The organism is Pannonibacter indicus (assembly GCF_001418225.1).
GTDB classification, from domain to species: domain Bacteria; phylum Pseudomonadota; class Alphaproteobacteria; order Rhizobiales; family Stappiaceae; genus Pannonibacter; species Pannonibacter indicus.
The window spans coordinates 20,438-47,276 of the sequence record NZ_LIPT01000004.1 but is presented as its reverse complement, the minus strand read 5'-3'; the positions used below and the strand labels follow the sequence as shown (position 1 = coordinate 47,276).

At 62.6% G+C, this 26,839-nt stretch carries 22 protein-coding genes; all 22 read right to left on the bottom strand.

The window, feature by feature from the left end; genetic code table 11:
- Nucleotides 1–115 precede the first annotated feature (115 nt).
- Nucleotides 116–1,318, bottom strand: a complete 1,203-nt coding sequence (gene lpxB, locus ASC48_RS08530) for a lipid-A-disaccharide synthase (RefSeq protein ID WP_082440047.1) — start codon at nucleotides 1,316–1,318, stop codon at nucleotides 116–118.
- The gene (locus tag ASC48_RS08525) at nucleotides 1,303–2,205 is read right to left on the bottom strand and encodes an LpxI family protein (RefSeq protein WP_055455347.1); all 903 of its coding nucleotides are present in this window, start codon (nucleotides 2,203–2,205) and stop codon (nucleotides 1,303–1,305) included. Before ASC48_RS08525 ends, lpxB begins: the two co-directional genes overlap by 16 nt.
- A 1-nt stretch (nucleotide 2,206) precedes the next feature.
- Nucleotides 2,207–3,013: an acyl-ACP--UDP-N-acetylglucosamine O-acyltransferase gene (gene lpxA / locus ASC48_RS08520; protein ID WP_055455346.1), complete on the bottom strand. Its 807-nt coding sequence runs from the start codon at nucleotides 3,011–3,013 to the stop codon at nucleotides 2,207–2,209.
- Between the two features lie 7 nt (nucleotides 3,014–3,020).
- On the bottom strand, nucleotides 3,021–3,482 hold the full coding sequence (fabZ, locus tag ASC48_RS08515) for a 3-hydroxyacyl-ACP dehydratase FabZ (protein ID WP_055455504.1): 462 nt from the start codon (nucleotides 3,480–3,482) through the stop codon (nucleotides 3,021–3,023).
- A 64-nt stretch (nucleotides 3,483–3,546) separates the two neighbouring features.
- Nucleotides 3,547–4,587 carry a UDP-3-O-(3-hydroxymyristoyl)glucosamine N-acyltransferase gene (gene lpxD / locus ASC48_RS08510; RefSeq protein WP_055455503.1) on the bottom strand — a complete coding sequence of 347 codons (1,041 nt, stop codon included), beginning with the start codon at nucleotides 4,585–4,587 and terminating at the stop codon, nucleotides 3,547–3,549.
- An 85-nt stretch (nucleotides 4,588–4,672) separates the two neighbouring features.
- A complete protein-coding gene (bamA, locus tag ASC48_RS08505) occupies nucleotides 4,673–6,913 on the bottom strand; it encodes an outer membrane protein assembly factor BamA (protein WP_482809925.1) in 2,241 nt (746 codons plus the stop codon).
- A gap of 279 nt (nucleotides 6,914–7,192) precedes the next feature.
- Nucleotides 7,193–8,341, bottom strand: a complete 1,149-nt coding sequence (gene rseP / locus ASC48_RS08500) for an RIP metalloprotease RseP (protein WP_055455344.1) — start codon at nucleotides 8,339–8,341, stop codon at nucleotides 7,193–7,195.
- Between the two features lie 162 nt (nucleotides 8,342–8,503).
- On the bottom strand, nucleotides 8,504–9,697 hold the full coding sequence (gene dxr, locus ASC48_RS08495; RefSeq protein WP_055455343.1) for a 1-deoxy-D-xylulose-5-phosphate reductoisomerase: 1,194 nt from the start codon (nucleotides 9,695–9,697) through the stop codon (nucleotides 8,504–8,506).
- A 75-nt stretch (nucleotides 9,698–9,772) separates the two neighbouring features.
- The gene (locus ASC48_RS08490; RefSeq protein WP_208975619.1) at nucleotides 9,773–10,636 is read right to left on the bottom strand and encodes a phosphatidate cytidylyltransferase; all 864 of its coding nucleotides are present in this window, start codon (nucleotides 10,634–10,636) and stop codon (nucleotides 9,773–9,775) included.
- A gap of 2 nt (nucleotides 10,637–10,638) precedes the next feature.
- On the bottom strand, nucleotides 10,639–11,406 hold the full coding sequence (locus ASC48_RS08485; protein WP_055455342.1) for an isoprenyl transferase: 768 nt from the start codon (nucleotides 11,404–11,406) through the stop codon (nucleotides 10,639–10,641).
- Nucleotides 11,407–11,473: 67 nt separating this feature from the next.
- A complete protein-coding gene (gene frr / locus ASC48_RS08480; RefSeq protein ID WP_055455341.1) occupies nucleotides 11,474–12,037 on the bottom strand; it encodes a ribosome recycling factor in 564 nt (187 codons plus the stop codon).
- A gap of 197 nt (nucleotides 12,038–12,234) precedes the next feature.
- Entirely contained in the window at nucleotides 12,235–12,951 is a 717-nt protein-coding gene (pyrH, locus tag ASC48_RS08475; protein WP_050473310.1) for a UMP kinase, read from the bottom strand.
- Nucleotides 12,952–13,031: 80 nt separating this feature from the next.
- Nucleotides 13,032–13,955 carry a translation elongation factor Ts gene (gene tsf / locus ASC48_RS08470; RefSeq protein WP_055455340.1) on the bottom strand — a complete coding sequence of 308 codons (924 nt, stop codon included), beginning with the start codon at nucleotides 13,953–13,955 and terminating at the stop codon, nucleotides 13,032–13,034.
- Nucleotides 13,956–14,144: 189 nt separating this feature from the next.
- Nucleotides 14,145–14,921, bottom strand: coding sequence for a 30S ribosomal protein S2 (rpsB, locus tag ASC48_RS08465; protein ID WP_055455501.1), 777 nt, complete (start codon nucleotides 14,919–14,921; stop codon nucleotides 14,145–14,147).
- A gap of 208 nt (nucleotides 14,922–15,129) precedes the next feature.
- Entirely contained in the window at nucleotides 15,130–18,573 is a 3,444-nt protein-coding gene (gene dnaE / locus ASC48_RS08460; RefSeq protein ID WP_055455339.1) for a DNA polymerase III subunit alpha, read from the bottom strand.
- A gap of 682 nt (nucleotides 18,574–19,255) precedes the next feature.
- Nucleotides 19,256–19,936, bottom strand: coding sequence for an ABC transporter ATP-binding protein (locus ASC48_RS08455; RefSeq protein ID WP_055455338.1), 681 nt, complete (start codon nucleotides 19,934–19,936; stop codon nucleotides 19,256–19,258).
- Nucleotides 19,937–19,992: 56 nt separating this feature from the next.
- On the bottom strand, nucleotides 19,993–21,216 hold the full coding sequence (locus tag ASC48_RS08450; RefSeq protein WP_055455500.1) for a lipoprotein-releasing ABC transporter permease subunit: 1,224 nt from the start codon (nucleotides 21,214–21,216) through the stop codon (nucleotides 19,993–19,995).
- 237 nt (nucleotides 21,217–21,453) lie between these two features.
- On the bottom strand, nucleotides 21,454–22,782 hold the full coding sequence (gene proS / locus ASC48_RS08445; protein WP_055455337.1) for a proline--tRNA ligase: 1,329 nt from the start codon (nucleotides 22,780–22,782) through the stop codon (nucleotides 21,454–21,456).
- Between the two features lie 800 nt (nucleotides 22,783–23,582).
- The gene (locus ASC48_RS08440) at nucleotides 23,583–23,843 is read right to left on the bottom strand and encodes a DUF1467 family protein (protein WP_055455336.1); all 261 of its coding nucleotides are present in this window, start codon (nucleotides 23,841–23,843) and stop codon (nucleotides 23,583–23,585) included.
- 10 nt (nucleotides 23,844–23,853) lie between these two features.
- Nucleotides 23,854–24,258 (bottom strand): methylmalonyl-CoA epimerase, encoded by a 405-nt coding sequence (mce, locus tag ASC48_RS08435; protein ID WP_055455335.1) that lies wholly within the window; start codon nucleotides 24,256–24,258, stop codon nucleotides 23,854–23,856.
- 94 nt (nucleotides 24,259–24,352) lie between these two features.
- Nucleotides 24,353–26,020, bottom strand: a complete 1,668-nt coding sequence (locus ASC48_RS08430; protein ID WP_055455334.1) for a ribonuclease J — start codon at nucleotides 26,018–26,020, stop codon at nucleotides 24,353–24,355.
- Nucleotides 26,021–26,067: 47 nt separating this feature from the next.
- The gene (locus ASC48_RS08425) at nucleotides 26,068–26,832 is read right to left on the bottom strand and encodes a biotin--[acetyl-CoA-carboxylase] ligase (RefSeq protein ID WP_082440045.1); all 765 of its coding nucleotides are present in this window, start codon (nucleotides 26,830–26,832) and stop codon (nucleotides 26,068–26,070) included.
- Between the last annotated feature and the right edge of the window lie 7 nt (nucleotides 26,833–26,839).

The following is a 26,839-nucleotide window of genomic DNA, read 5'->3' as shown; positions in this document are numbered from 1 at the left end:
GATAAATTCGGAAAGGGCGCCAGACGGCGCCCTTTTTGCTATGTGCATGCAGAGCACGAAAAGGCGGGCTTGAGCATTTTCAAGGCGTGATGCGTCAGCACCAAAAGCCTTGGTATTACGACTTGAGGAGATCCAGCACGATCCGGGCCGCGGCCTCGCTCTGGGAGCGGCCATCGGGCAAGCGCATCATGCCGTCCAGTGCGGTGAAAGCATCCACCTGTGTGTGGCGCTCAGGCGTATCCGTCAGAAGCTTCGAGAGCACCGGCACAAGACGCTCCGGGCTCACTTCCTCATCGAGAAATTCCGGCACGACATTGCGCTCCAGAATGATGTTGGGCAAGACCATGGAAGAAACGCTGGCAATGGGTATGATCTGGTGCAGCTGCTTCAGGCGGCGGTAGAACCAGTCAAGCCGGTAGCAGATGGCCATGGGAACGCCGGAGACAGCCAGTTCCAGCGAAACGGTGCCTGAAGCGGCAAGTGCTGCACGGGCACGGCGGAAGGCCGCAAACTTCGCCGCCTCTCCCCGGATGATCTGCGGCTGCACCGGCCAGCCGGCAACACGCTCCGTAATCCGGTCAGCCAGATGCGGCACAGCAGGCAGCAAAACCTCCAGCCCCGGATGAAGCGGCGCAAGCTGTGTAAGTATCCGGCCGAAATCATCCAGAAGCGCATCCACCTCGCTGCTGCGGCTGCCCGGCAGCAGCAGAAGCACGGGAGCGCCCTCGCCCACCGCCTTGCGCTCACCGGCAGCCGGGCGCAGCAGAGCCGCCTTCTCGATCAGCGGATGACCAACATAAAAGGTGGGCGGCCCGCCGAGGCGCTTGTGGGCCGCCGGTTCAAACGGCAGCAGCGCCAGAACCCGGTCCACATAGACGCTCATCTTCTTCGCCCGGCCAGGACGCCAGGCCCAGACGGAAGGCGACACGTAATCGACAATGGGAATATGCGGCGCGCGCTTGCGCACCCGCTTGGCGACATTATGCGTGAAATCCGGGCTGTCGATGATGATCAGCACATCCGGATTGGCCGCAATCGCCGCGTCGACAGATTGATAGACGCGCCGGACGATGGTGGGCAGACGCTTCAAGACCGCCGTCAGTCCCATCACTGCAATGTCGGACAGCGGAAAGAGGCTCTCCAGCCCCTGATACGCCATCCGCTCACCGCCAACGCCCTCAAAAACGATAGCGCCGCTGTGCAGCTGCTTTAGCGAGGCCATAAGATTGGCACCAAGAGAATCGCCCGATTCCTCGCCAGCCACCAGAAACACCTTCAGCGGACGCCCCGGATTGCCGGTCATCACCTCAGTGTCCATGCTGCATCGCTCCCGTTTCGTGTCAGGCCGAAGAGGAACAATCCGCCTGCTCTGGCGGCCGCCGCCGTCTCGGCTTCATCGGCCACCAGCGCATAGCCCGCTTCCACCGCAATGCCGGCAAGCCCGGCCGCCTTGGCAAGCTCGACCGTCCGCGGGCCTATTGTCGGAAGATCCACTCGAAGGTCCTGCCCGGGCTTTGCCGCCTTCACCAGAACACCCGCCGCCCCCTTGGTCTTGACCCGGCCAATACGCCGCAGCTCGGCGCAACGCGCCAGCATCGCATCGGTGCCCTCGGCCCCTTCCAGCGCGATCACACGCCCGCCGATGGCGACAGCGGCCTGCCCGATATCCAGCTCGCCCAGCCTTTGCACCGCCTTGTAGGCCAGCGCCATATCTGCGGCGGCTTCCTCATCCGGCGTCTTTCCGGCGAGCAACCCGGCACGCGCCAGCAGCGCAGGCGCCACATCGCGCACACCAACAGCCTTGAGGCCTTCCGCTTCAAAGATGCCGATCACACGGGTCAGAAGACTGTCATCGCCGCCGATCATCGCCTTCAGGATGGCCGGCAGGCGGCGCATGGTGCCAAGATCGCCCATGACGGAGGTGAAATCCGGCCTCTTGGTGATGCCGCCAATCAACAGCACCCGGTCGCAGTGGGCCTGTTTGAGGCTCTTGAACAGCTGTCCGATCTGGCCCCAGCCCAGCTCGATATCGGCCTGCGCCGCAAGCTCCGGCTCGGCCTCGCCTTTGATGGCGACCAGATGCACGGGCTCGCCACGGGCCTGCAGGTCGGCCAGGATCAATCCCGGCAGACGGCCGCCGCCCGCGATGATGCCGAGGCATCCTGTGGAGGCCCCGGTCTTTCCGGCATCGCTGGCGGCAGTCATGTCAGGCATCGCCTGCAGGGCCGCGCGGCGTGCAGAACCGGCGCTCACCCTCGACAAGGATGAAGTCTGTTACCTGCTTCACCAGCGGCTGATCCGCCACGCTGTCCGCAATCTTCTGCGCACGGTCACGCAGCGTGCCTTCCTCGCTCTCGAATAGCTCGCGGTAGGCGGCGCGCAGGGCATGGATCTGCTCACGCGGGAAGTTGCGCCGCTTCAGGCCGACGAGATTGAGCCCGCCAAGCCGGGCCCGGTTGCCGGTGACCATGCCAAAGGGGATGAGGTCATTCTCAAGCCCCGCCAAGCCGCCGACAAAGGCGTGATCGCCAACGCGGGTAAACTGGATGACGGCCGATCCGCCGCCGAAAATGACGTGGCTGCCCACTTCGACGTGACCGGCAATCATCACATTGTTGGACAGCACGCAGCCATCCCCCAGATGGCTGTCATGGCCGACGTGAGAGTTCGCAAGGAAAGCACAACGGTTGCCAATAGTTGTCGTGGAGCCGCCCCCTTCCGTTCCGGCGTTCATCGTCACGCCTTCCCGGATGATGCAGTCCTCACCAACGCTCAGCGTTGCATGTTCGCCCTTGAACTTGAGGTCCTGCGCCTGATGACCAATGGAAGCGAAGGGGAAAATCACCGTGCGGGCACCGATGCGGGTATGCCCGGCAACGACGGCGTGGGACTTCAGCTCCACTCCATCGCCCAGCACCACATCCTTGCCGACGTGGCAAAAGGGGCCGATGCGCACGCCATCACCCAGGACGGCCCCATCTTCAATGATTGCAGAGGGATGAATGTGGGACATGATTTCCTCAGGCGTCGACAAGCATGGCGCTGATCTCAGCTTCAGCAACCTTAGCGCCATCCACCTTGGCAATCGCCTCGAATTTCCAGATGTTCGAGCGGTTGCGGATCTTCTTCACATGGAATTCGACCCGGTCACCGGGAACCACGGGCTTGCGGAACTTGGCCTTGTCGATCGTCATGAAATAGACGAGCTGCGGCGTGTAGTCCGAGCCGAGCGAGCTGACGCAAAGAGCACCTGCCGTCTGGGCCATGGCCTCGATCAGCAGGACACCCGGCATAACCGGACGGGCCGGAAAATGCCCCTGGAAATGCGGCTCGTTGATCGTGACGTTCTTGATGCCGATGCAGAATTCGTCGCCATTCATCTCGATGATCCTGTCGATCATCAGGAACGGATAGCGGTGCGGCAGGAGCTCCATGACGCGCATGATGTCTGCGGCGTCGAGCGTTGTCTTCTGGTCTTCCATATCCATAGCCCTCTTGCAGGGAAACCTGTCTTTTGCTGCTGTTTATCGCAGTAGAACGCGCCTGTCAGGCGTCAGATCCACGTTCTGCCAGTTTTTTCAGTGCGGTGATTTCACGGAACCACTGTTTCACCGGTTTGGCGGGCACGCCGCCATAGCGCCCGCCTGCCGGAACCGCGTCATTGACGACGCTGACCGCAGCGATCTGTGCGCCCATGCCGATTTCCACATGGCCGGCAACACCGGACTGTCCGCCAATGGCTACATAATCGGCCAGGGTCGAACTTCCGGAAAGCCCGACCTGCGAAACGATCACGCAGTGGCGGCCGATAACAACGTTGTGGCCAATCTGGACCTGATTGTCGATCTTGGTGCCCTCACCAATCACCGTGTCCCGGTTGGCCCCGCGGTCAATTGTGGTGTTCGCCCCAATCTCCACGTCGTCCTGAATGATGACACGGCCGATCTGAGGCACCTTCAGATGCCCGCCAAGACCCATGGCATAACCGAAACCATCCTGCCCGACACAGACGCCGGGATGAAGGATGACCCGGTTGCCAAGCAGGGCGTGCTGCAGCACGGCATTGGCGCCAATACGGCAATCGCGGCCGACACGCACATTGCAGCCGATGACGGCATTGGGGCCGATATGAGAGCCCGCACCAACTTCGGCGCCTTCTCCGATGACGGCACCCGGCTCGATGACGGCACCCTCCTCGATGACGGCTGCCGGATGCACGGTCGCCCGCTCTGAAATGCGTGTCTCGCCGTAAAAGGGCTCAGGCTTCATGGCCGCAGGAAACAGGCCCGCCAGCACAAGCGCCCAGGCTCTGTACGGATCCTTGCAGACGATGACAGCCACCTCCTCCGGCACTTTGGCCACATGCTTCGGCGCAACGATGCAGGCACTTGCCCGGGTGCTGCCGAGCTCAGCGAGATACTTCACATTGTCGAAGAAAACCAATGCACCCGGCTCCGCATCCTCAAGCGGTGCCACCTTGCTGATCAGAAGAGCCGGATCACCGCGCTGAAGCTCGCCGCCGGACAGGGCCACGATCCGCTCAAGCGGCTGCTCTGCCATGGGCGGGAAAAAGATGGGATCGGACATGAACTGTCTCCCGCAAGATGTTCTGACGAAAAAAGAAAACGGCCGCCGTTTGATGCGGCGGCCGTTGAATTCCTGCTTCTCCGGCTCAGAACCGGGTGCCGCCACCGAGACGGAACACCTGGGTCTTGTCGCCCGTTTCCTTGACGACCGGCACGGCAAAATCCATGCGCAGCGGGCCGAACGGCGACTGCCAGCGGATACCGGCACCCACCGAAGCGCGCACCTTGAAGCTGTTGCTGTTCACACCGTTGGCGCCCACAGCCTGAACCAGCTTGTTGTCCGCATCCCACAACGAACCGGCATCGGCAAAGACGGCACCGCTCAAGCCGAACTCTTCCGGAATGACCGGGAACGGGAAGGTCGCTTCCAAAGTACCCGCCACGTAGAAGCGGCCACCGATGGCATCACCCGTCGTCGCATCACGCGGACCGATGCCCTGGCTTTCGAAGCCGCGCACCAGCTCACCACCCATCATAAACTGATCGGAGATGCGCAGACGCTTGCTGCCGAAGCCCTGGATATGACCGGCACGCAGCGTGACATTACCGACGATCCCGGCATCCGGGAAGATCTCCCGGTAAGCGCGGCCTTCAACGGTCGAGCGCATGAACTGCGTGTCACCGCCGATACCCGCGAATTCCTGCTGGAACTTGCCATAAAGGCCGTTCGACGGGTTCAGGTTGTTATCGAGCGTGTTGTAGATCAGCGCGTAGCCAGCCAGCGACGTCAGATAAGTACCAAGGGCATCGCAAACCGCAGGAGACAGATTCGAGTTGTTCGAACAGGTCGCCAGATTGGTGGCGAGGTTCTTCGGATCCTTAATCTTGGTCTCGTAAATGTTGTAGAACAGCTTCAGAGAAAGCTCATCCTCACGCAGCGGCAGGGTGAAGCCGAAACCACCACCGGTGATCTCTTCATCATAGCTGCGGTAGTCATTGTTCTTCGAAACACGGCGATAGGCTTCGAGATCCAGAGCAATACGGCGGCCCAGGAAGAACGGCTCCTGAAAAGCAAACTCGTAGGACTGGGTGCTCTCACCACCGCCAACGCCAAGCTTGATATACTGACCACGGCCGAGGAAGTTCTTTTCGCTGATGGAGATATCGCCGATCACGCCATCGGTGGTCGAGTAACCAACACCGAACGACACTTCACCGGTTGCCTGCTCTTCCACATCCACGTTGATGATAACGCGGTCGGGCGAGCTGCCACGCTCGGTGGTGATGCGCACTTCCTTGAAGAAACCAAGGTTCTTCAGGCGGCGCTCGGCCTTGTCCATGAGAACACGGTTGAAGGCATCGCCTTCCGCCAGATCGAATTCGCGGCGGATGACATATTCACGCGTCCGGTCGTTGCCGCGGATATTGATCCGCTCGACATAGGCGCGCGGGCCTTCCTCGATGTTGTAGACAAGATCAATCGTCTTGGTCTCGTAGTTGCGCAGGGCACGCGGACGCACCTCGGCAAAGGCATAGCCTTCCCTGGACACCTGCATCGTCAGGTCTTCCATAGACTGCTCGACACGGCGGGAGTTATAGGTGTCGCCAGAGCTTGTGCGCACGTAGGACTTCAGGCTCTCGGGGTCGATAGACGACAGGGAGCTCTGAACTTCCACATTCCCGATCTGGTACTTCTCGCCTTCATCAATCGTGAAGGTCACATAGAAGACGTTCTGCTCGCGGTCGAGATCGGCACTGGCAGCAATGATCCGGAAATCGGCATAACCATTCTGATAATAGAACTGACGCAGCAGTTCCTGATCCGCCGCAAGACGGTCCGGATCATAGGTGTCGGAGCTGCGCAGCCAGCTCAGCAGACCGCTTTCACGCGTGCGGATCACATCGCGCAGGCGGCGGTCACTGAAGTTCTTGTTACCGACGAAGCTGATGCGTTCGACGCCGGTTTTTTCGCCTTCATTGATCTCGAACACCAGATCGACGCGGCCATTGCCACGGTCGATTGTCTTGGGATCAACCGAGGCGCGGTAACGGCCCGAGCGGCGGTATGCTTCCAGAATGTTCTGAACGTCGCTCTGCACCCTGCTGCGGCTCAGCATGGAGCGCTCGGTGGTGCGCACGACGCCCTTGAGGGTTTCCGCGCTCAGACGCTTGTTGCCTTCGAAAGACACACGCGAGATGACCGGGTTTTCCACAACCGTGACAACCAGAGTGCCGCCCTGCTGCGTGATGCGGACATCCTCGAACAGCCCCGTCGCAAACAGCGCCTTGAGCGATTCGTCGATATCGGCCGCAGAATACTGCTGCCCCCGCTTGATGGTCATGTAGCTCGCGACGGTTTCGGCCTCGATGCGCGTGTTGCCACGCACGACGATGGACCCCGCAACGGCTGCCTCCGCAGTGGAAACAAACGACCCGAACGGGTCAGGCAGCATCCCGCCGGTGACAAGGAGCGGCGCCGACAAAATCACGGCGCGGGAGATTTTCCGCAGTCGCTGCATATTCGAGCTATGCCTTTTTTACAAAACTGATCCCGAAGGATCATAGTCAGATTCTTAGCATCCGGCCTTGGTTTTACATCCTTTTGCCGAATACGCAACCGCACGATCCACACGAAACAGATTTCATTTGAATGCGTTGCGGGCATGTCACGCAGGCAGCCAGCGGCCAACAAGACGTGACAGGTCATTCCAGGTCGCAAAAACCATGAGCATCAGCACCAGCGTGAGGCCGATGCGGAAGCCGAATTCCTGCGCTTTCTCACTGAGCGGCCGCCCTCTGACAGCTTCCGCAGCATAATAAACCAGATGCCCCCCATCCAGCATCGGCACCGGCATCAGATTGAGCAGGCCAATGCTGACCGAAAGCACTGCGGCAAGCTGCAGCAGCGGAATGAAGCCAAGCGTCGCCACCTGACCGGCCACTTCCGCGATGCGGATCGGGCCGCCAAGCTGGTCGGCTGGTTCGCGTCCGCGCACGACCTTGCCGATATACTCCACGGTCCGCACCATAACGAACCATGTTTCGTTAATACCCTCTTTCACTGCAGCTGCAGGACCATAAGTTATCTGGATCCGGTCGCCTTGCTGCACAGTCCGCGACACCCCCAGAAGGCCGATACGCTGCACATTGCCGAAGTCGTCCTTCATCTCGCGCAGCTGCGGCGTCACGGTCAGGTCCGTCAACCGCCCCTGCCGCTCGACCTCCAGCCGCAGCGGCACACCGGCACTGACGCTGACGATGCGCTGCAGCTCGGCAAAGGTCTCGATCGGAGTGCCATTGACCGCGGTGATCAGATCTCCGGGCTGAAGCCCAGCCTCCGCAGCCGCACTTTCCGGCTGCACTTCGCCAACAAGGGGCGTTGAAACGACACGGCCAAAAGCGCCGAAAATGAAGGCGAAGATGACGATGGCGAGGATGAAATTCGCGACCGGGCCGGCGGCAACGACGGCCGCGCGCTGCCAGACAGGCTTGGCCATGAAAGCCCCCGCCCGCTGCGCCTCGCTCATGGCCGCCACCTTTTCGTGATCAGGCACACTGGCCGCATTCTCATCGCCGGAGAATTTCACATAGCCACCCAGCGGTATGAGGCAGAGTTTCCAGCGTGTGCCCTTGCGGTCATTGAAGCCGATCAGTTCACGGCCAAAGCCGATGGAGAAGGCCTCCACGTCCACGCCACACCAGCGGGCCACCGCAAAATGGCCAAGCTCATGAAAGAAAACGACAACCGTCAGCACGAACAGGAAGGCTGGCAGGGTGAGCACCGGCTGGGACGACAGGGCTGCGAGAAGATCCATTCACCTATCCTGAACTTGCGCGACACGCGGGTGGCGGAGCGGTCATGTTCCGCCCCTTCCCTGCCCGGAAGATAGCCATCCAGCCAAGGTGATGCCAGATGTATGGCGGAAATTAGTCCCCAGCGCCAAATGCGGCGGGGAAAACTTCCCTCCTGGCGGCGGTCAGGTCAATGCAAAGCGGTTCAGCAATTCGTGAGCCACCGCCCGCGCCTGCATATCAAGCGCCAGGATGCAATCGATGTCTGCAGCCGGAGCAAGATCCTGCCCAGCCGCAAGCTTATCGAGCACCGCCCCAACCAGCCCGGCAATGCCCGTAAAGCCGATCTGCCCGGACAGGAATGCGGCAACCGCCACTTCGTCCGCCGCGTTCAGCGCAGCCGGTGCGCAGCCCCCTGCCCGCATGGCATCCAGTGCAAGACCGAGCGCCGGAAACCGCTTGATATCCGGAGCTTCGAAGGTTAGCGAGCCGAGCTTTGCAAGGTCGAGCCGTGCCCCCGGCACGGGCATGCGGGCGGGCCAGGCAAGGCAGTGAGCGATGGGCGTGCGCATGTCGGCCGGTCCCAGCTGCGCCAGCAGCGAGCCATCGGTATATTGCACCATGCCATGGATAGCCGATTGCGGATGCACCAGAACCTCGATCTGATCGTGGCGCAGCGGGAAGAGATGCGAGGCCTCGATCACCTCCAGCCCCTTGTTCATCAAGGTGGCGCTGTCGATGGTGATACGGCTGCCCATGCTCCAGTTGGGATGTTTCAATGCCTGTTGAGGCGAAACATGCGCCATTTCGGAGAGGGACAGGGTGCGGAACGGACCACCTGAAGCGGTGAGGATGATCTTTTCCACTTCCGCCAGATTGCGGCTCTCCAGCACCTGGAAGATGGCATTGTGCTCCGAATCGACCGGCAGCACCGTTGCCCCTGCCCGCCCTGCGGCGGCCATAAAGAGATCACCGGCGCAGACGAGGCATTCCTTGTTGGCCAGCGCGATGGTGCGGCCCGCTTCAAGCGCTGCAAAAGTGGGGCGCAAGCCGGCAGAGCCGACAATCGCCGCCATCACCATGTCTGCGGGCCAAAGCGCCGCCTCGATGACCGCAGTTTCACCGGCACCGCAGGCAATCCCAGTTCCCGCGAGGTACGCGGCCAGCTCTTCACCTTTTGAAGGATCGGCGAGAGCGGCAAAGCCGGCTCCGGTCTGGAGGGCAAGTTCAGCGAGCCCGGCCGCATCCTGACCGGACACAAGTGCCGCCACTTCAAAATGCTGCGGATAGCGGGCAACGAGATCGAGCGTGTTGCGGCCGATGGAGCCGGTGGCCCCGAGAATGACCAGCCGCAACGGCGCAGTCCGCCCTGCCAGCATTGGCTCAAGCCCTGCCGAAGCGTCCCGGCCCTTCTCTGCCTCACTCACCACAGCCAACCACCCAGGCTCTTGAACTTACTGAAAACCGATGCCGGACATCGGATCGGCAAGACTGCCGCCGAAGAGCAGCCCGCACAGCACCGCGAAGATGGCTGCCGCCACCAGCCCGTCGATCCGGTCCATGATACCGCCATGGCCGGGAATGAGACGCCCGGAATCCTTGACGCCAAAGCGCCGCTTGACCGCCGATTCCAGCAGGTCGCCTCCTTGCGATACAGCGGAAACCGCAAGGCCGAAGGCAAACCAGGACAGCGTGCCGCCCTGCCCCAGAACCGCGACAACACCGAGGCCGCCAAGCGCACCAAAGATCAGGCCGCCGATGGCGCCGGACCAGGTCTTCTTCGGCGAAACGCGCGGCCAGAGCTTCGGGCCCCCGAGCTTGCGCCCGGTGAAATAGGCCGCAACATCGGTCACCCAGACAACCGCCAGCAGGAAGAAGATGTGCAGCTCGCCCTCGCTGCCGCGGCGCAGCAGCATCAGCGCCCCGAGAGCGAGACTGGAATAAAGAATGCCTTCTGCCGTCCAGAAACCGGTCCTGCCGGCCCGGGCAGACAAGATGCTGAGCCCCGCACCGGCGGCCAGCGCGGCAAGGGCCGACAGCTCATGCCCCGTGTAGATCAGCCCCGCAACGGCCAGAAGCGTAGCAAAGCCCGACAGTGCAGGCAGGCCGGCCGGCCGCGCACCGACGATCGCCAGCCATTCCTTCAGGAACAGCGCGCAGCCAAGCAGCGCCAGAGCAAAGAATGCCTCGCCGCCCCGCCAGGCGATGAGAAGCACGAGCGGCCCCAGAATCAGCGCGGAAATGAACCGCAGCTTCAGGTCCGCCATCGGCCCGGCCGGACCGCCGGTTCCGCTGTTGCCATTTGCCCCCCCGGCCATGATCAGGATCCCGTAGCGGTCACGCCGCCAAAGCGCCGCTCACGCCCGCAGAAGGAAGCAAGCGCCGCGTCAAACTCCTCAGGCCCGAAATCGGGCCACAGAACCGGCGTGAAATAGAATTCGGCATAGGCCGCCTGCCACATCAGGAAGTTGGACAGGCGCAGCTCGCCGCTGGTGCGGATGATGAGATCAGGGTCAGGGATACCGGCCGTATCGAGATTGGCCGAAATCTCCGCATCGGTAATGGCCGAAGGATCGCGCCCTTCCGCCAGATATCGCTGCGCGAGCTTGCGCACCGCACGGGTGATTTCATCGCGCGAGCCATAATTGAAGGCGATGACAACGGTCATGCCGGTGTTAGCTGCCGTCACCCGCTCGCTTTCTTCAAGCAGGCTGTGGATGCCCGGATCCAGCCCTTCACGCTCGCCGATGACGCGCACCCGGCAATTGGCCTTGTGCAGTTCGCTCAGATCGCGCTGCACGAAGCGGCGCAGCAGCGACATGAGAAAGCTGACTTCGGTGGGCGGACGGCGCCAGTTTTCGGAAGAGAAACTGTAGAGCGTGATGAAATCGACGCCACGCGAGGACGCATGGCGGATGATCTTGCGCAGCGCTTCCAGCCCATGGCGGTGCCCTTCGGTGCGGGGCAGCCCGCGTGCCTGAGCCCAGCGGCCATTGCCATCCATGATGATGGCGACATGGCGCGGCGCGGCGGCACCGCCGGGAGCGGGGCCTGTCACGCTGGAGCCAGTTTCAGGTCGGCTGGTCATCAAGTCCCCCGGGGTACACTTCCAGGCTGGCGGGGACAGGCACAGAACCAGCCCCCCTTTCAGATCCTCAGACCTGGGAGATTTCCTGCTGCTTCTTTTCCAGCATGCTGTCGGCCTCGGCAATGCGGGCGTCGGTCAGCTTCTGCACGTCATCGGAAGCAACGCGGGCGTCATCCTGGCTGATACTGCCGTCCTTCTCCAGCTTCTTGATGATGTCCATGCCGTCGCGGCGCACGTGACGGATGGCAACCTTGGCGGCCTCGGCATATTTGTGCGCGACCTTGATCAGCTCCTGACGGCGCTCGGCGTTCAGCTCCGGGATCGGCAGGCGCAGCAACTGGCCATCGATCACCGGGTTGAGGCCAAGGCTGGATTCGCGAATCGCCTTCTCAACAGCGCTGACCAGGCCTTTGTCCCAGACCTGGATCGCGACCATGCGCGGCTCCGGCACGGACACCGTGCCAACCTGATTGATCGGCATGGACTGGCCATAGGCGTTGACGACGATGGCATCGAGCATGCTGGAGGAAGCGCGGCCGGTGCGAAGGCCCGCAAGTTCGGTCTTCAGAACACCAAGTGCGCCCTGCATACGACGCTCGAGATCTTTGAGATCGACACCTTCAACCGGCATAACTTCCTCGCTTTGTTTTTCGTTGGCTCACGCTTTGCTGGCGCGGCGCAAACATGGCACAGTCTCGCCGAAAGACAAGACCAACTCAGGCAGAGCCCCTGAATAAGCAGGAGACAGGCGGATGCGCAAGCCGCATTCCGCCACTCTGCATGTCCTGATGCCGGGAGGGCCGGAAAAGCCCCCCGTCCTTCGGAAAATCAGCTGACGACAGTGTAGAGGCCGCGCTCTTCCAGAACGCTCACCAGAGCGCCGGGGGTGTGGATCGAGAACACGATCACGGGGATCTTGTTGTCACGGGCGAGCGCAATGGCCGTCGTGTCCATAACCTTGAGGTTGCGGGTGATCACGTCCTCATAGGTCAGTTCGGTGTAGCGCTCCGCGTCCGGATTGATCTTCGGATCTTCCGAATAGATGCCGTTCACCTGCGTGCCCTTCAGGAAGGCATCGCACTTCATTTCGGCAGCACGCAGGGCCGCACCGGAATCGGTGGTGAAGAACGGGTTGCCCGTGCCGCCGGCGAAGACGATCACGTCGCCGTCTTCCATGTAGCGCTCGGCACCGCGCTGGGTGAAGGTTTCGCAGATGGAGGGCACCGGCACGGCCGAAAGCACGCGGGCCGGAATGTCGTGGCGGCGCAGGGCGTCGGCTACAGTCAGGCTGTTCATGACCGTCGCCAGCATGCCCATGTGGTCACCGGTGACGCGGTTGCCGCCCTTGGCCGCAACAGCCACGCCGCGGAAGATGTTGCCGCCGCCGATCACCACACCCACCTGCGCACCCAGCTTCACCGCACTGGCAATCTCAAGCGCGATCCGCTCGACCACTGCCGGATCGATGCCGAAGGACTGGCTGCCCATCAGGGCCTCGCCCGAGAGTTTCAGAAGCACACGGCGCCAGCGCAGCGGTTTGGACATGGGCATACCTTCCGGTTCAATGATCGTGAAAAAAGGGCTGTCAAAAAAAAGGCGCCGGTTTGATCCGGCGCCCTCTGGGCTTAGTGGCCGGCCGCCGCGGCGACCTCTGCCGCGAAGTCCGTCTCTTCTTTCTCGATCCCCTCGCCAAGGGCGAAGCGGACGAAGCCGGAGAGCGTGACCGCAGTGCCAAGTTCCTTGCCGAGAGCCTCAACGGCCTGCTCGACGGTCTTATCCGGGTCGATAACGAATGCCTGCTTCACGAGGGTCACTTCCTCGTAGAACTTGCGGATACGGCCTTCGACCATCTTCTCGATGATGTTGTCCGGCTTGCCGGATTCGCGGGCCTGCTCGATGAACACGGCGCGCTCACGCTCCACAACGGCCGGATCCAGCTGGTCGACGTTCAGCGACAGCGGGCTGGTGGCGGCAATGTGCATGGCGATCTGGCGGCCCAGAGCGTTCAGCTTGTCCTTGTCGCCGGCCGACTCAAGCGCGACGAGCACGCCGATCTTGCCGAGGCCCTCGGAGATGGCGCTGTGGACATAGGTGGAGACAACGCCGTCGTTGACGGACAGGACAGCTGCGCGGCGCAGGGTCATGTTCTCGCCAATGGTGGCGATGGCGTCCTTGATGCACGCGTCAACGGACTTGTCGGAACCCGGGTAGCCGGCAGCGGAAATCGCCTCGACATCACCGCCAGCGGTCAGGGCAACGGCGGCGACATCGCGCACCAGAGCCTGGAAGCCGTCGTTACGGGCCACGAAGTCGGTTTCGGAGTTCAGCTCGATGACGGCAGCGGTCTTGCCCTTGGATGCAACGCCAACCAGACCTTCAGCCGCCACGCGGCCGGCCTTCTTGGCAGCCTTGGCGAGACCCTTGGCACGCAGCCAGTCGATCGCTGCTTCCATGTCACCGTTGGTTTCGGTCAGAGCAGCCTTGCAGTCCATCATGCCTGCGCCGGTCTTTTCGCGCAGATCCTTCACCATTCCTGCGGTAATGCTCATGGTAGCCTCGTGAATCGGAGTTAAAGCTTCGCACGGTTTAGCCCATGGCCAACCGCGCCTTTATGACGGTTCCCGCAAGAGGGGCATCCGTCAGCGGCATTGCCGCGCCTGACCTCAAAACGGCGCAGCCTTCAGGCCGCTGCCAGGGTCAGAACAGGTGCAGCGCCGGGCGCCGCACCTGCAACAGAATCAGGCGTCAGCCGATTCTTCTTCAGCGTCGAGAGCCGGCTCGACCGGAACGGACTCGGAAGCACCGACGTCGATGCCCATGCCACCCTGGGCGCGGGAGATGCCGTCGAGAGCTGCACGGGCGATCAGGTCGCAGTACAGCGCAATCGCACGGCCGGCGTCGTCGTTGCCCGGAACCGGATAGGTGATACCTTCCGGCGAGCAGTTCGAGTCAAGGATCGCGGCGACCGGGATACCCAGACGGCGGGCTTCCTGGATGGCGATGGCTTCGCGGTTGGTATCAATCACGAAGATCAGATCCGGCAGGCCGCCCATGTCCTTGATGCCGCCCAGGTTCCGCTCCAGCTTCTCGCGCTCGCGGTCCATGAACAGCTTTTCCTTCTTGGTCAGGCCCGAGGTATCCGTGGACAGGGTCTCTTCGAGCTTGCGCAGGCGCTGAATCGAACCGGAAATGGTCTTCCAGTTAGTCAGCATGCCGCCGAGCCAGCGGGCGTTGACGAAGTACTGCGCGCAGTTGCGTGCGGATTCGGCAACAGCTTCCTGAGCCTGACGCTTGGTGCCGACGATCAGAACACGGCCGCCCTTGGCAACGGTGTCGCTGACGGCCTTGAGAGCCTGATGCAGCAGCGGAACGGTCTGGCCGAGATCCATGATGTGGATGTCGTTGCGAACGCCGAAGATGTACGGCGCCATGCGCGGGTTCCAGCGGTGCTTCTGGTGACCAAAGTGCACACCAGCTTCGAGCAGCTGACGCATGGTGAAATCGGGCAATGCCATGGCCCTGAACTCCATATTTTTTCCGGTTGAACCTCCACGGGGAGCGTGCAGCAGCAGCCTGAGGCTGAAGCAGACACCGGAACGGCAAATGGACAAGCCACAGCCTTCCCCCGTGTGTGGAATGGGCGCCTTATATGCGCGCATCTGCGCCATGACAAGCGCAAATGACAGGTTTTGACAGCCTCACCCGCCGTTTTCCGGTGCGGGATCAGGCCAGTTGCACGTCCGTGACGCCCGGCACGGCCTTCAGCGCGCCGGCGATTTCCGGCGACAGACGGTAGCGGCCCGGAAGACGGACTTCCACCTCGCGTTTGCCCTCGTCCAGCAGCACCACCACGTTCACCTCCCCCTCGCCCTTGACGCCGAGGTGGCGCGACAGGCTCTTGAGCGGGCGCGGGTCGCGCAGGAAGACGCGCAGGCTCTTCTGCACGCGGGCGGCCATCACCTCCACCGGATCCACCTGCTCGATGCGGATGGAGGGCTCATCGTCGCGCATGTCGGCGCTGACCAGCACCACCATCGACTTGCCGACTTCCAGCACATCGCGGAACTGGGCGAGCTTTTCGGAGAAGAGCAGCGCCTCGAACTGGCCGGTGGGATCAGAGAAGCGCACGATGCCCATGCGGTTGCCGGACTTGGTCTTGCGCTCCTGCTTGGAGATCACGGTTCCGGCAAGGCGCCCGGCCGACGCACCGCGCTTCACGGCCTCGGAGAACTGCGCCCACATCTGCACCCGCATGCGCTCCAGCAGCGGCGCATATTCATCGAGCGGATGAGACGAGAGATAGAAGCCGATGGCCGCATGCTCGCGCTGCAGCCGCTCAGCCGGCAGCCAGCCGTTCACCTCCGGCAGCTGCAGCTCTTCCTCCGCCCCTGCCCCGCCAAACATGTCGTTCTGGCCAAGGGTTGCGTTGGATTCGGTGCGCTGCGCCAGTCCCATGATGCGGTCGAGGCCCTCGAACACCCGGGCGCGGTTCGGCTCGATACAGTCAAATGCCCCTGCGTTGACAAGGCTTTCCAGCGTTCTCTTGTTCAGGAACTTCGGCGAAATGCGGCTCGCAAAGTCGCTGAGATTGCGGAAAGGCCGGTCACCGCGCACATCCACGATATGCTGCACCGCCTGCTCGCCCACGCCCTTGATGGCGCCCATGGCATAGACGATGCGGCCCTCGTCGACGTCGAAATGCACCATGGAGCGGTTGATCGACGGCGGCATCACCTCGATCCGCATGCGGCGGGCTTCCTGCCGGAAGTCGCCCAGCTTGTCCGTATTGCCCAGATCCAGCGTCATGGACGCGGCCATGAACTCCACCGGATGGTTCGCCTTGAGCCAGGCCGTATGATAGGAAACGAGTGCATAGGCGGCCGCGTGCGACTTGTTGAAGCCGTAATTGGCGAACTTGGCCACAAGGTCGAAGATCGTGCCGGCCTGATCCTTGTCGACGCCGCGCTCCACCGCACCGTCAACGAAACGGGCGCGCTGCACCTCCATTTCGGCGGCGATCTTCTTGCCCATGGCGCGGCGCAGAAGGTCGGCTTCGCCGAGCGAGTAGCCGGAGAGCACCTGCGCGATCTGCATCACCTGCTCCTGATAGACGATGATGCCATTCGTCTCCTTCAGGATGGGTTCCAGCAGCGGATGCAGGTAATCGGGCTCCAGCTCGCCATGCTTGACCGAGTTATAGACCGGAATGTTCTCCATCGGGCCCGGCCGGTACAGCGCCACCAGCGCAATGATGTCCTCGAAACGGTCCGGCTTCATACCCGCGATGGCGCGGCGCATGCCCTGGCTTTCCAGCTGGAACACGCCCACCGTTTCGCCCGCGGCCAGAAGACGGTAGGTCTTCTCGTCATCCAGCGGCACTTCCTCGATCTTGATATGGACGCCCTTGCGCGCGATCAGTTTCAGCGCCGTGTCGATGACGGTCAGCGTCTTGAGGCCGAGGAAGTCGAACTTCACCAGCCCGGCTTCTTCCACCATCTTCATGTTGAACTGCGCCACCGGCATGTCGGAGCGCGGATCGCGGTAGAGTGGGACGAGCTGTTCCAGCGGACGGTCGCCGATCACCACACCGGCGGCGTGGGTGGAGGCGTGGCGGTACAGCCCTTCGAGCTTCTGCGCCATTTCCAGAAGGCGCTCAACCACCTCTTCCTCGCGCGCCGCTTCGCGCAGGCGCGGCTCGTCGGCAATGGCCTGCGCCAGCGTTACCGGGTTCGCCGGATTGGCAGGCACCAGCTTGCACAGCCGGTCCACCTGGCCATAGGGCATCTGCAAGACGCGCCCCACGTCGCGCAGCACGGCGCGGGCCTGCAGCGAACCGAAGGTGATGATCTGCGCCACCTGGCTGCGGCCATATTTCTCCTGCACATAGCGGATCACTTCTTCGCGCCGGTTCTGGCAGAAGTCGATATCGAAGTCCGGCATCGACACACGTTCCGGGTTGAGGAAGCGCTCGAACAGCAGCGAGAAGCGCATGGGGTCGAGATCGGTGATGGTCAGCGCCCAGGCCACCAGCGAGCCAGCGCCCGAACCACGGCCCGGCCCCACCGGAATGTCATGCGCCTTGGCCCATTTGATGAAGTCGGCCACGATGAGGAAATACCCGGGGAACTTCATCCGCTCGATGATCGACAGCTCGAATTCGAGGCGGTCCCAGTAGTCCTTTTCCGTCAGCCCATTGGCAAGGCCGTGGACGCGCAGGCGCTCGGCAAGGCCTTCGCGTGACTGGCGCTTCAGCTCGGCGGCCTCGGCCCGCTCGGCTTCTTCCGGGTCTGCATCAGCACCGGCAAAGCGCGGCAGGATCGGGTTGCGCTTCAGCGGCCGGTAATGGCAGCGCAGCGCAATCTCGACGGTGTTTTCCACCGCCTCCGGCAGATCGGCAAACAGCTCGATCATCTCTTGCCGGGACTTGAAATAATGCTCCGGCGTCAGGCGGCGGCGTTCTTCGTCCGAGATCACCCGGCCTTCGGAAATGGCGATCAGTGCGTCATGGGCTTCATAGTCCTCACGCTTGGGGAAGAAAGCCTCGTTGGTGGCCACCAGCGGCAGGCCCATGTCATAGGCCAGATCGATGAACCCGGCTTCCGTGCGCCGTTCATCGGCCATGCCGTGGCGCTGAAGCTCCACGTAGCAGCGCCCGTCGAAGGATTTCGCCAGCCGGGAAAGCCGCGCCTGCGCCAGCGTGCGGTTGCCGGTCAGCAATGCCTTGCCGATGGGGCCTCTGGCGCCGCCGGTCAGCAGAATGATTCCCTCGGCCCGCGATTCAAGATAGGCGAGCGTCACATGCGGCAGCTGGCCCGTGGGCGTGTCGAGGAAGGCGCGGCTCGTGAGCTCCATCAGGTTGCCGTAGCCGCGCTCACTCGTGGCCAGCAGAACCACGTCGAAAAGCGCCGGATCTTCCCGGCGGCCATCGCCGCCCTCATCGTCAAAGGCAATGGACAATTGACAGCCAATGATCGGCTGAATGCCCGAGCCCCAGGCCTTGCCGGCAAACTCCTGCGCACCGAACAGGTTGCCCGTGTCGGTGATCGCCAGCGCCGGCTGCGCGTCGGCCTTGGCCAGGTCGAGCAGCTTCTTGATCGGCAGCGCGCCTTCCAGCAGCGACAGGGCCGAATGGACGCGCAGGTGAACGAAACCGGGATTTGCAGACATGGAACTTCACTTTCAGGCAGCCGGAGACCCGCCCGCCGGCAGCCGGCACCCGCAAGCGCCAGCCCTTGAAACTGTGTCCCCTACCATGAACGCTCAGCCCTCGCCCTGTCGAGCCCCGCAGGCCGCAGGAAGCGGGAAATGCGTCATGGCAGCGCCTGTTTTCTTTGGATGACCGCAGAAGGCCGCGGCCATGCCTTTCTCTCCTGTCCGATGCCGGAGCAACACCTTGCCAGCATCAGATGGCAGGATCAGTGCACGGCGAACAGCACCTCGCCCCAGACGGCGATGGTGGCAACGAAAATGACCAGCGAACCGAAGGCTGCGACGTCTCTTGCGAAAAAGGTCATGGATACCTCCTCTTGGATCAAGTCATCTGAGCTGGAAGCTCAATATGTATCTATTTTGTTCTCTTCCCGTTCGCCTTTCAAGGCCAAAAAAGCCCACTCCGGATGGAGCGGGCGAAAAGCATCAGCCATAGTGAACAGAATATGAACAGGGCCCGGCACGCAGATGCTGGTACAGGAGGGGTACTAAACTCTGCAACGGGTGGTGTTTGAAACGGACAGCCAGTCAGGCACCAGTTACTCTCACCTCTTGAGGAAGAGATCCTCCGGCGGGGCAGAAGGGGAGGAAACGCCGTGCCGAAGCAACTGAACTGCCGGCGTTCCCCATTCAGCAAATATCAGAGGTCCAACACCTTGCCGTCGCGCAGGGTGATGACCCGGTCCATGCGCCCGGCCAGCTCCATGTTATGGGTGGCAAAGAGCGCGGCAACGCCGGAGGCGCGGACCAGCGCATGGAGCGCATCGAACACATAGGCAGCCGTTTCCGGGTCGAGGTTGCCGGTCGGCTCGTCCAGCAACAGCAGGCGCGGCGCATTGGCGACCGCGCGGGCAATGGCGACACGCTGCTGTTCACCGCCGGAAAGTTCCGAAGGGTGATGGCTGCCGCGCTCGCCAAGGCGCATGTAGTCGAGAAGTTGCGCTGCCCGTTCCGCCGCGACCTTCTTCGGCAGCGTGCGGATCATCTGCGGTATCATCACATTCTCCAGCGCCGTGAATTCGGGCAGGAGATGGTGGAACTGGTAGACAAAGCCGATGTCATTGCGCCGGATCGCCGTGCGCTCATCGTCACTCATGGCGCTGCAGGCCTTGCCGCCCACATAGACCTCGCCCTCATCGGGGCGCTCCAGCAGGCCGGCCAGATGCAGCAGCGTGGACTTGCCGGTGCCGGAGGGCGCGACAAGCGCCACCATCTGGCCACCATCCAGCGTCAGATCGGCGCCCTTCAGGATTTCAAGCTTGCGGCCGGCTTCGTGGAAGACACGGGAAACACCGGAAAGGCGCAGCGCCGGAACGGACATGGGCGGGCTCTTGGCTGGTCTTGCGGAGGATGTGGGGGCGGTGCCGGTCATGCTGCTCATTCGTAACGCAGCGCCTCCACCGGGTCGAGCCGCGCTGCCCGCCAGGCGGGATAGAGCGTTGCCAGCAGCGACAGCACCAGCGCCATGATGAGGATCATGATGGTTTCGCCCGTATCCATTTCCGCCGGCATCCTGGAGAGGAAATAGAGCGTCGGGTCGAAGAGCTGGGTCTGGGTCAGCCAGGAAATGCCCTGACGGATGCTCTCGATGTTGAGGCACACGATCAGGCCCAGCAGGAAGCCGGAGACGGTGCCGACCACGCCGATGCTGGCCCCCGTGATAACGAAGATGCGCAGGATCGAGCCGCGCGTCGCCCCCATGGTGCGCAGGATGGCAATATCCTTGCCCTTGTCCTTCACCAGCATGGTGAGTCCCGAAATGATGTTGAGCGCGGCCACCACCACAATCAGCGTCAGGATCAGGAACATCACGTTCCGCTCCACCTCCAGCGCCGAGAAGAAGGTGATGTTGCGCTGGCGCCAGTCGGTGACGAAAGCCGGGCGCCCTGCCCCGTCCTCGACGGCGGCACGCATGCGGCCGACGCTGTCCGGGTCCTTCACATAGACTTCCACGCCCGTCGCCCGGTCATCCATGTTGAAGTAGCTCTGCGCTTCCTTCAGCGGCATGAAAACGATGGTGCCGTCATATTCCGACATGCCGATCTCGAAGATGGCCGTGATCGGATAGGACTTGCGCCGCGGCGTCACGCCCATGGGCGTCACCGTTCCGCGCGGCGAGATGATGGCAAGATTGTCGCCGATGGTGAGGCCGAGCTGCGCGGCGAGCCGTGTGCCGATGGCAACGCCCTCGCCCGTGTCAAAACCCTCCAGCGTACCCATGCGGATGTTGCCGGCCACCAGCGGCAGGCGTTTCAGATCCTGCTCATAAAGGCCGCGCACCAGCGCGCCAAGGCTGTTGGCGGGCCCTGTCACCAGCGCCTGGCCTTCGACGAAAGGCACGGCCGCCACCACGCCCTCAACGCCCTGCAGGCGTGAAGCGACCGCATCGAAATCCGTCAGCGGCTGATCGATGGGCTGCACCAGCATGTGGCCGTTGATGCCAAGGATCTTCGACAGAAGCTCGGAACGGAAACCGTTCATCACCGCCATCACGATCACAAGCGTGGCAACGCCAAGGGTGATTCCGGCAAAGGAAAAGCCGGCGATGACGGAAATGAAGGAATCACGCCGCCGCGAACGCAGATAGCGCCCGGCCAGCATCCACTCGAAAGGTGCAAAGGCCTTGCCCGGCGCGCGGGACTCCTGCGCTGCCTTGGTGTTCTTGCCCTTACCCGAAACGTCCTTGGGTCCGCTCATGCTCTGCCTTGCGTCCGGAGCCGCTGGCCAAAAGGCCACAAGCGGCAGATCGGTGGTCACTGCGGATAGTACAAGACCGGGCGGAGGAAATCCTGTGTGCCCGGTCCCTTATCCCCCAGATGCGGGAGCCGGAAAGCTGGCTCAGACAGCCAGTGCTTCCCGGACCTTGTTGAAGGCCGCGTCGATGGTGAGCGTTTCGCGGGCTCCCGTGGCCCGCTCCTTCACTTCGATCACGCCATCCTTCAGGCCGCGCGGTCCGGCGATGAGCTGGAACGGCAGGCCAATGAGATCCATGGTGGCGAACTTGGCACCGGCGCGGGTGTCGACGTCGTCATACAGGACTTCGATCCCGGCATTTTCAAGACGCTGATACAGCGCCTCACAGGCCGCATCCGTGTCCGCATCGCCCGGCTTGAGGTTGACGAGACCCACATGGAACGGCGCCACGGAGGCCGGCCAGATGATGCCTTCCTCGTCGTGGCTCGCCTCGATGAGCGCGCCCATCAGGCGCGACACGCCAACGCCGTAGGAGCCCATGTGCACCGGCACTTCCGTGCCTTCCTTGGTCATGACCTTCGCGCCCATGGCTTCGGAATACTTGGTGCCGAAATAGAAGATGTGCCCCACTTCGATGCCGCGGGCGGACACCTGCGCATCGGCAGGCAGCGCGGCGAAGGCGGCTTCGTCGTGCATCTCTTCCGTTGCCGCATAAGGCGTCGTCCACTGGTCGACCAGCGGCGTCAGATCCGAGGCAAAGTCCGTGTTGGCAGCGGGAACCGGCATGTCCAGCAGGCTCTTGTCGCAGAACACAGCGCTTTCGCCGGTCGAGGCCAGGATGATGAACTCGTGGCTCATGTCGCCGCCGATCGGGCCAGTGTCGGCGCGCATCGGAATGGCCTTCAGCCCCATGCGGGCGAAGGTGCGCAGATAGGCGACGAACATGCGGTTATAGGCATGGCGCGCAGCTTCCTTGTCGATGTCGAAGGAATATGCATCCTTCATCAGGAACTCACGGCCGCGCATGATGCCGAAGCGCGGGCGCACTTCGTCGCGGAACTTCCACTGGATGTGGTAGAGATTCAGCGGCAGATCCTTGTAGGAGCGCACATAGCTGCGGAAGATGTCGGTGATCATCTCCTCGTTGGTCGGGCCGAACAGCATTTCGCGCTCGTGGCGGTCCTCGATGCGCAGCATCTCCTTGCCATAGGCGTCATAACGCCCGCTTTCGCGCCACAGGTCGGCGGACTGGATCGTCGGCATCAAGAGCTGGATGGCGCCGGCGCGATTCTGCTCCTCCTCCACGATCTTCTCGATCTTGCGCAGCACGCGAAAACCAAGCGGCAGCCAGGAATAGATGCCTGCGGACTGCTGGCGGATCATGCCGGCGCGCAACATCAGGCGGTGCGAAACGATTTCCGCTTCCTTGGGGGTTTCCTTCAGGATCGGCAGAAAAAAGCGGGACAGGCGCATGGTCTCTCTCTGGTCTTGCTTGGCCCGCAAGCCGGGCCCATATGCGGGACGGCCTGAGAGAAACCGCAGGTGCGGCAAAAACTCAAGCCCCTTGCCGCCAGATGCGCGGTTATCCGCCGTTTCCCGCACTCCGGCGCCGCACAGGCCGCCATTTTCCGAAGCCGGCAAACCGCACCATAAAGCGGCATGCAAAAAGTTTGTGCTTATGCGCTCAAAATAGTGACAAGTTTGTGTCGATGCGCTAGTTTCCACTTCCATAAGAACAGGACGTTGATTTTCAACGTCCGGAGCCACTGAAAAGAGGCATCGCGGTCTGAGTCTTGGGAGGAAGATCCCCCAGGCGCACCTTCGGGTTCGCAGCCGGCACCAGAAGCTTAAAAGAGCACTGGTGTAAACGGGGGAGGTTAGACGCGGAACTTAAAAAGGCAGGACGCAAGTCCTGCTTTTTTTTCGTCCGGATTTTGGGGCGGGATTTCTGGATGTAAGCAGTTGCAGCTTTTTCAGCAGCCCCCGCCTTCAGCCAAGCAAAACCCCACTCCGTCATGCCCTGACTTGATCATGGCATGATGAATACGGAAGAGTTAATACACTATATCTGCCATCCCTACGGCAGAGCCGACAGGACCATATCTTCCGAGCCGGGCTGTCCATCCCGCCACAACGCCGGTTCCGCCGCAAAACTGACTCAACGAGAGCCACCTCAAGCGGCATGTCATCCTGCTTCACTAGAAGTTCAGGATTCCATTCCAAGGGATTCCAGACGCTGCGTCAGATCACACAATCCAGCAGGACATGTGTCCTCACCTCGGCCCCGGCAGCGAAATGTCGTCCAGCGTGAGGCCGGACTGGCGCAGCCAAACGAAACCGGCGAAGACGATGGTCGTCACCACCGTGTTCCACATGGCCACCCGCCACATGCGGTGGCGCGCCGGGGCGCTTTCCACCGTGCCTGGGACGACCTTGCCCTCCTCCTCCTGCGTGCGCACGCCGAAGGGCAGCGCGGCGAAGAGGAGGATCCACCACATCATGAAATAGACAGCCAGGCCGTAGGCAATCGACATTGCAGATCCTTCAGGCTTGTTCGAGTTCGGTCAGGGTGCCGAGAAAATCCTTCGGGTGGAGGAACAGCACCGGCTTGCCATGGGCGCCAATCTTCGGCTCGCCATCACCCAGCACGCGCGCGCCCCGGGCCAGAAGCTGGTCACGCGCGGCCAGAATGTCATCCACCTCATAGCAGACATGATGAATGCCGCCGGACGGGTTCTTCTCAAGGAACTTCAGGATGGGAGAGTTTTCGCCGAGCGGCTCCAGCAGCTCGATCTTGGTGTTGGGCAGGTTGATGAAAACCGTCGACACCCCATGGTCCGGCTGCGGCACCTTGGCCGAGACATCGGCCCCCAGCGTGTCGCGGTAGACGGCGGCAGCCGCGTCAATGTTGCTGACGGCAATGGCCACGTGGTTCAGTCGTCCGATCATCTTTCCTCCTTCGCCCGGCGGGCCAGTTGTCACATGGCCCGCCACGCGCCAGCGCGTGCCTGCGGCCCCTCTCCCAAGGGGCCGTACCGGATCATCATACCCGGGAGACGAGCACCTTGCAGAGCGTCTTCTTGCCCCAGACGTCGTTGACTCTGGAGCGCACGGAACGGCGCACCGCCTCGCTCACCAGATCAGGGTCCTTGCGGCGGGCCTTTGGAATGCTGCCGAAGGCACCGTGCACGGCCTTGATAACGATCTCCTCCATCTCGCCGCCTTCGCCATCCACTTCCGGAATGCCGAAGAGCGCAACGGCCGGATCATCCAGAAGATCGCCGGTCTTGTTGATCACCAGAGACACCACAAGAGCCCCTGCGAAGGACAGCTTGCGCCGCTCCTTCACGCCGGTCTCCTCCGGATCCCCCATGATCCTGCCATCCACCACCGTGATGCCGAATGGCGCTTCATCAATGACTTCGGCACGGCCCGGCGCCAGGCGGATGATATCGCCGTTGCCAGCCACCACCACCGACTTGATCTTCTGTGAGCGGGCGAACTCGCCGTGAGCTGCAAGATGGAACGGTTCGCCGTGGACGGGAACCACCACCTTTGGCTGAAGCAGCTTGTAGAGTTCGGCCAGTTCCCCCTGACGGGGATGGCCGGAGACATGCACAAGCCCGTCCCTGTCAGTGACGATCTCGACGCCAGACTTGGCCAGATTGTTGACGATGGCGCCCACTTCCTTCTCGTTGCCCGGAATGGTGCGGGCCGAGAAGATCACCACATCGCCCTTCGACAGGGCAATGTTGCGGTGCTCGCCCGCAGCGATACGGGCAAGGGCGGCGCGGACTTCGCCCTGCGAGCCGGTGCAAAGCAGCACCGTCTTCTCGCGCGGCAGGAAGCCGTAGCTGTCCTCATCAAGGAACGGCGGCAGATCATCGAGATAGCCCAGCTCGCTGGCCACCTCGATCACCCGGCGCATGGAGCGGCCGACGACGACGAGGTTGCGGTCCGAAGCAGCGGCGGCTTCGGCAATGGCGCGAATGCGGGCGACGTTGGACGAAAAGGTGGTCACGGCGACGCGATGCTTCGCCCGCTTCATGATCTTCGTCAGCTCACCGGCCACATCGCCTTCGGAGGGGCTGAAGCCTTCCCGGTAGGCGTTGGTGCTGTCGCAGATGAGGGCGGTCACCCCCTCCCGGCCAAGCTCGGCCAGGCGGTCAAGGTCGATCGGCAGGCCGACGCCGGGCGTGCGGTCGATCTTCCAGTCGCCCGTATGCACCACCATGCCTTCCGGAAAGCGCAGCGCCAGGGCGCAGGGCTCGGGGATGGAGTGGGACATGGCGACGAATTCGACGTCGAAGGCACCGATCTTCAGCCGGTCGCCCTGTTTCACAAGCGTCACCGGAATCTCTTCGGCGCCCGGCTCGCTCCCGATCTTTGCCTCCAGCAGACCGGCGGTGAAGGCGGTGGCATAGACCGGCACCCGCAGATGCGGCCACAGGTGCATGATACCGCCGTAGTGATCTTCATGCGCGTGGGTGATCACCATGCCGGCAATGCGGTTGCGTTCGCTTTCCAGAAAGCGGATGTCCGGCAGTACCAGATCGATGCCCGGCAGGTCGGGGCCTGCAAAAGTGACGCCGCAATCCACGATCAGCCACGTACGGTCGCCGTCCGGGCCATAGCCATAGAGGCCCAGGTTCATTCCGATTTCGCCAACGCCGCCAAGCGGCAGGAAGACGATTTCGTTGGCATCCGCCATACGGTGTGCTCCTTGCATATTCATGTCCGCCCGTCTCTGCGGTGCGGTCAACCAATGTTTCCGAAGAAAACATCTCCGGCCGAAATTGTTTTTTTGCTGCCGTTGCCAAGCACGAGAACCATCTGGCCGCGCGTATCGATTTCGGCAAAGCGGCCTTCTATCAGCTCTTCCCCCATGCGCACGGCAATCTTCTCGCCCAGCCGCAGCGCCCGTTTCATCCAGGCATCCCGCACCGGATCAAAACCATCGCGCTGCCAGTGGCCGAGCCAGAGAGCGAACTGTTCCGCCAGCCTCTCGAACATCACTTGCGCCGAAACGCGGAAGCCAAGCACGGTCAGATCCGTCGTGGCATAGGCCTCGATCTGCGGATGAGCCGCCACATTGACACCGAAGCCGCAGACGACCCCGGTGCGGCCACCGCTGAGCGGCTGAGCTTCCAGAAGGATGCCGGACAGTTTGCCGCCATCCACCAGAAGGTCATTCGGCCACTTCAGCCGTGCAAGGCCGATAGAGCCGACCGCCCGGTCCACCGCCTCGGCCAGCGCAACGGCGGCCACCATGGGCAGTTCGCCCAGCCGGTCGCGCGGGCCCGGATCGATCAGCAGCACCGAGGCGAAGAGGTTGCCCTTCGGCGACACCCAGGCCCGGCCGCGCCGTCCACGTCCGCCGGTCTGCACATCCGCCAGCACCCACAGGCCGCCCACCTCCCCTGCCCGGCCCAGTTCCATGGCGCGGGTGTTGGTGGACTCCAGCGCTGAGTGCCTTTCAAAACGGAAGCCCGGTGCGCAAGGCACCGGGCCAAATTCTTGCAATGTCCCG

What these genes read in the sequence shown, in the direction of transcription:
- ASC48_RS08430 (WP_055455334.1), bottom strand. Translation starts at nt 26,020, where the DNA reads ATGGCGGATGCCAACGAAATCGTCTTCCTGCCGCTTGGCGGCGTTGGC.
- rpsB (WP_055455501.1), bottom strand. Translation starts at nt 14,921, where the DNA reads ATGGCATTGCCCGATTTCACCATGCGTCAGCTGCTCGAAGCTGGTGTG.
- pyrH (WP_050473310.1), bottom strand. Translation starts at nt 12,951, where the DNA reads ATGTCCAAACCGCTGCGCTGGCGCCGTGTGCTTCTGAAACTCTCGGGC.
- dxr (WP_055455343.1), bottom strand. Translation starts at nt 9,697, where the DNA reads ATGCTGGCAGGGCGGACTGCGCCGTTGCGGCTGGTCATTCTCGGGGCC.
- fabZ (WP_055455504.1), bottom strand. Translation starts at nt 3,482, where the DNA reads ATGGAAGACCAGAAGACAACGCTCGACGCCGCAGACATCATGCGCGTC.
- ASC48_RS08440 (WP_055455336.1), bottom strand. Translation starts at nt 23,843, where the DNA reads ATGTCGATTGCCTACGGCCTGGCTGTCTATTTCATGATGTGGTGGATC.
- rseP (WP_055455344.1), bottom strand. Translation starts at nt 8,341, where the DNA reads ATGGATCTTCTCGCAGCCCTGTCGTCCCAGCCGGTGCTCACCCTGCCA.
- mce (WP_055455335.1), bottom strand. Translation starts at nt 24,258, where the DNA reads ATGATCGGACGACTGAACCACGTGGCCATTGCCGTCAGCAACATTGAC.
- ASC48_RS08455 (WP_055455338.1), bottom strand. Translation starts at nt 19,936, where the DNA reads ATGTCCGTTCCGGCGCTGCGCCTTTCCGGTGTTTCCCGTGTCTTCCAC.
- ASC48_RS08490 (WP_208975619.1), bottom strand. Translation starts at nt 10,636, where the DNA reads ATGGCCGGGGGGGCAAATGGCAACAGCGGAACCGGCGGTCCGGCCGGG.
- proS (WP_055455337.1), bottom strand. Translation starts at nt 22,782, where the DNA reads ATGCGCCTGTCCCGCTTTTTTCTGCCGATCCTGAAGGAAACCCCCAAG.
- dnaE (WP_055455339.1), bottom strand. Translation starts at nt 18,573, where the DNA reads ATGTCTGCAAATCCCGGTTTCGTTCACCTGCGCGTCCATTCGGCCCTG.
- ASC48_RS08450 (WP_055455500.1), bottom strand. Translation starts at nt 21,216, where the DNA reads ATGCTGGCCGGGCGCTATCTGCGTTCGCGGCGGCGTGATTCCTTCATT.
- ASC48_RS08485 (WP_055455342.1), bottom strand. Translation starts at nt 11,406, where the DNA reads ATGACCAGCCGACCTGAAACTGGCTCCAGCGTGACAGGCCCCGCTCCC.
- lpxD (WP_055455503.1), bottom strand. Translation starts at nt 4,587, where the DNA reads ATGTCCGATCCCATCTTTTTCCCGCCCATGGCAGAGCAGCCGCTTGAG.
- lpxB (WP_082440047.1), bottom strand. Translation starts at nt 1,318, where the DNA reads ATGGACACTGAGGTGATGACCGGCAATCCGGGGCGTCCGCTGAAGGTG.
- frr (WP_055455341.1), bottom strand. Translation starts at nt 12,037, where the DNA reads ATGCCGGTTGAAGGTGTCGATCTCAAAGATCTCGAGCGTCGTATGCAG.
- lpxA (WP_055455346.1), bottom strand. Translation starts at nt 3,013, where the DNA reads ATGTCCCACATTCATCCCTCTGCAATCATTGAAGATGGGGCCGTCCTG.
- ASC48_RS08525 (WP_055455347.1), bottom strand. Translation starts at nt 2,205, where the DNA reads ATGACTGCCGCCAGCGATGCCGGAAAGACCGGGGCCTCCACAGGATGC.
- tsf (WP_055455340.1), bottom strand. Translation starts at nt 13,955, where the DNA reads ATGAGCATTACCGCAGGAATGGTGAAGGATCTGCGCGAAAAGACCGGC.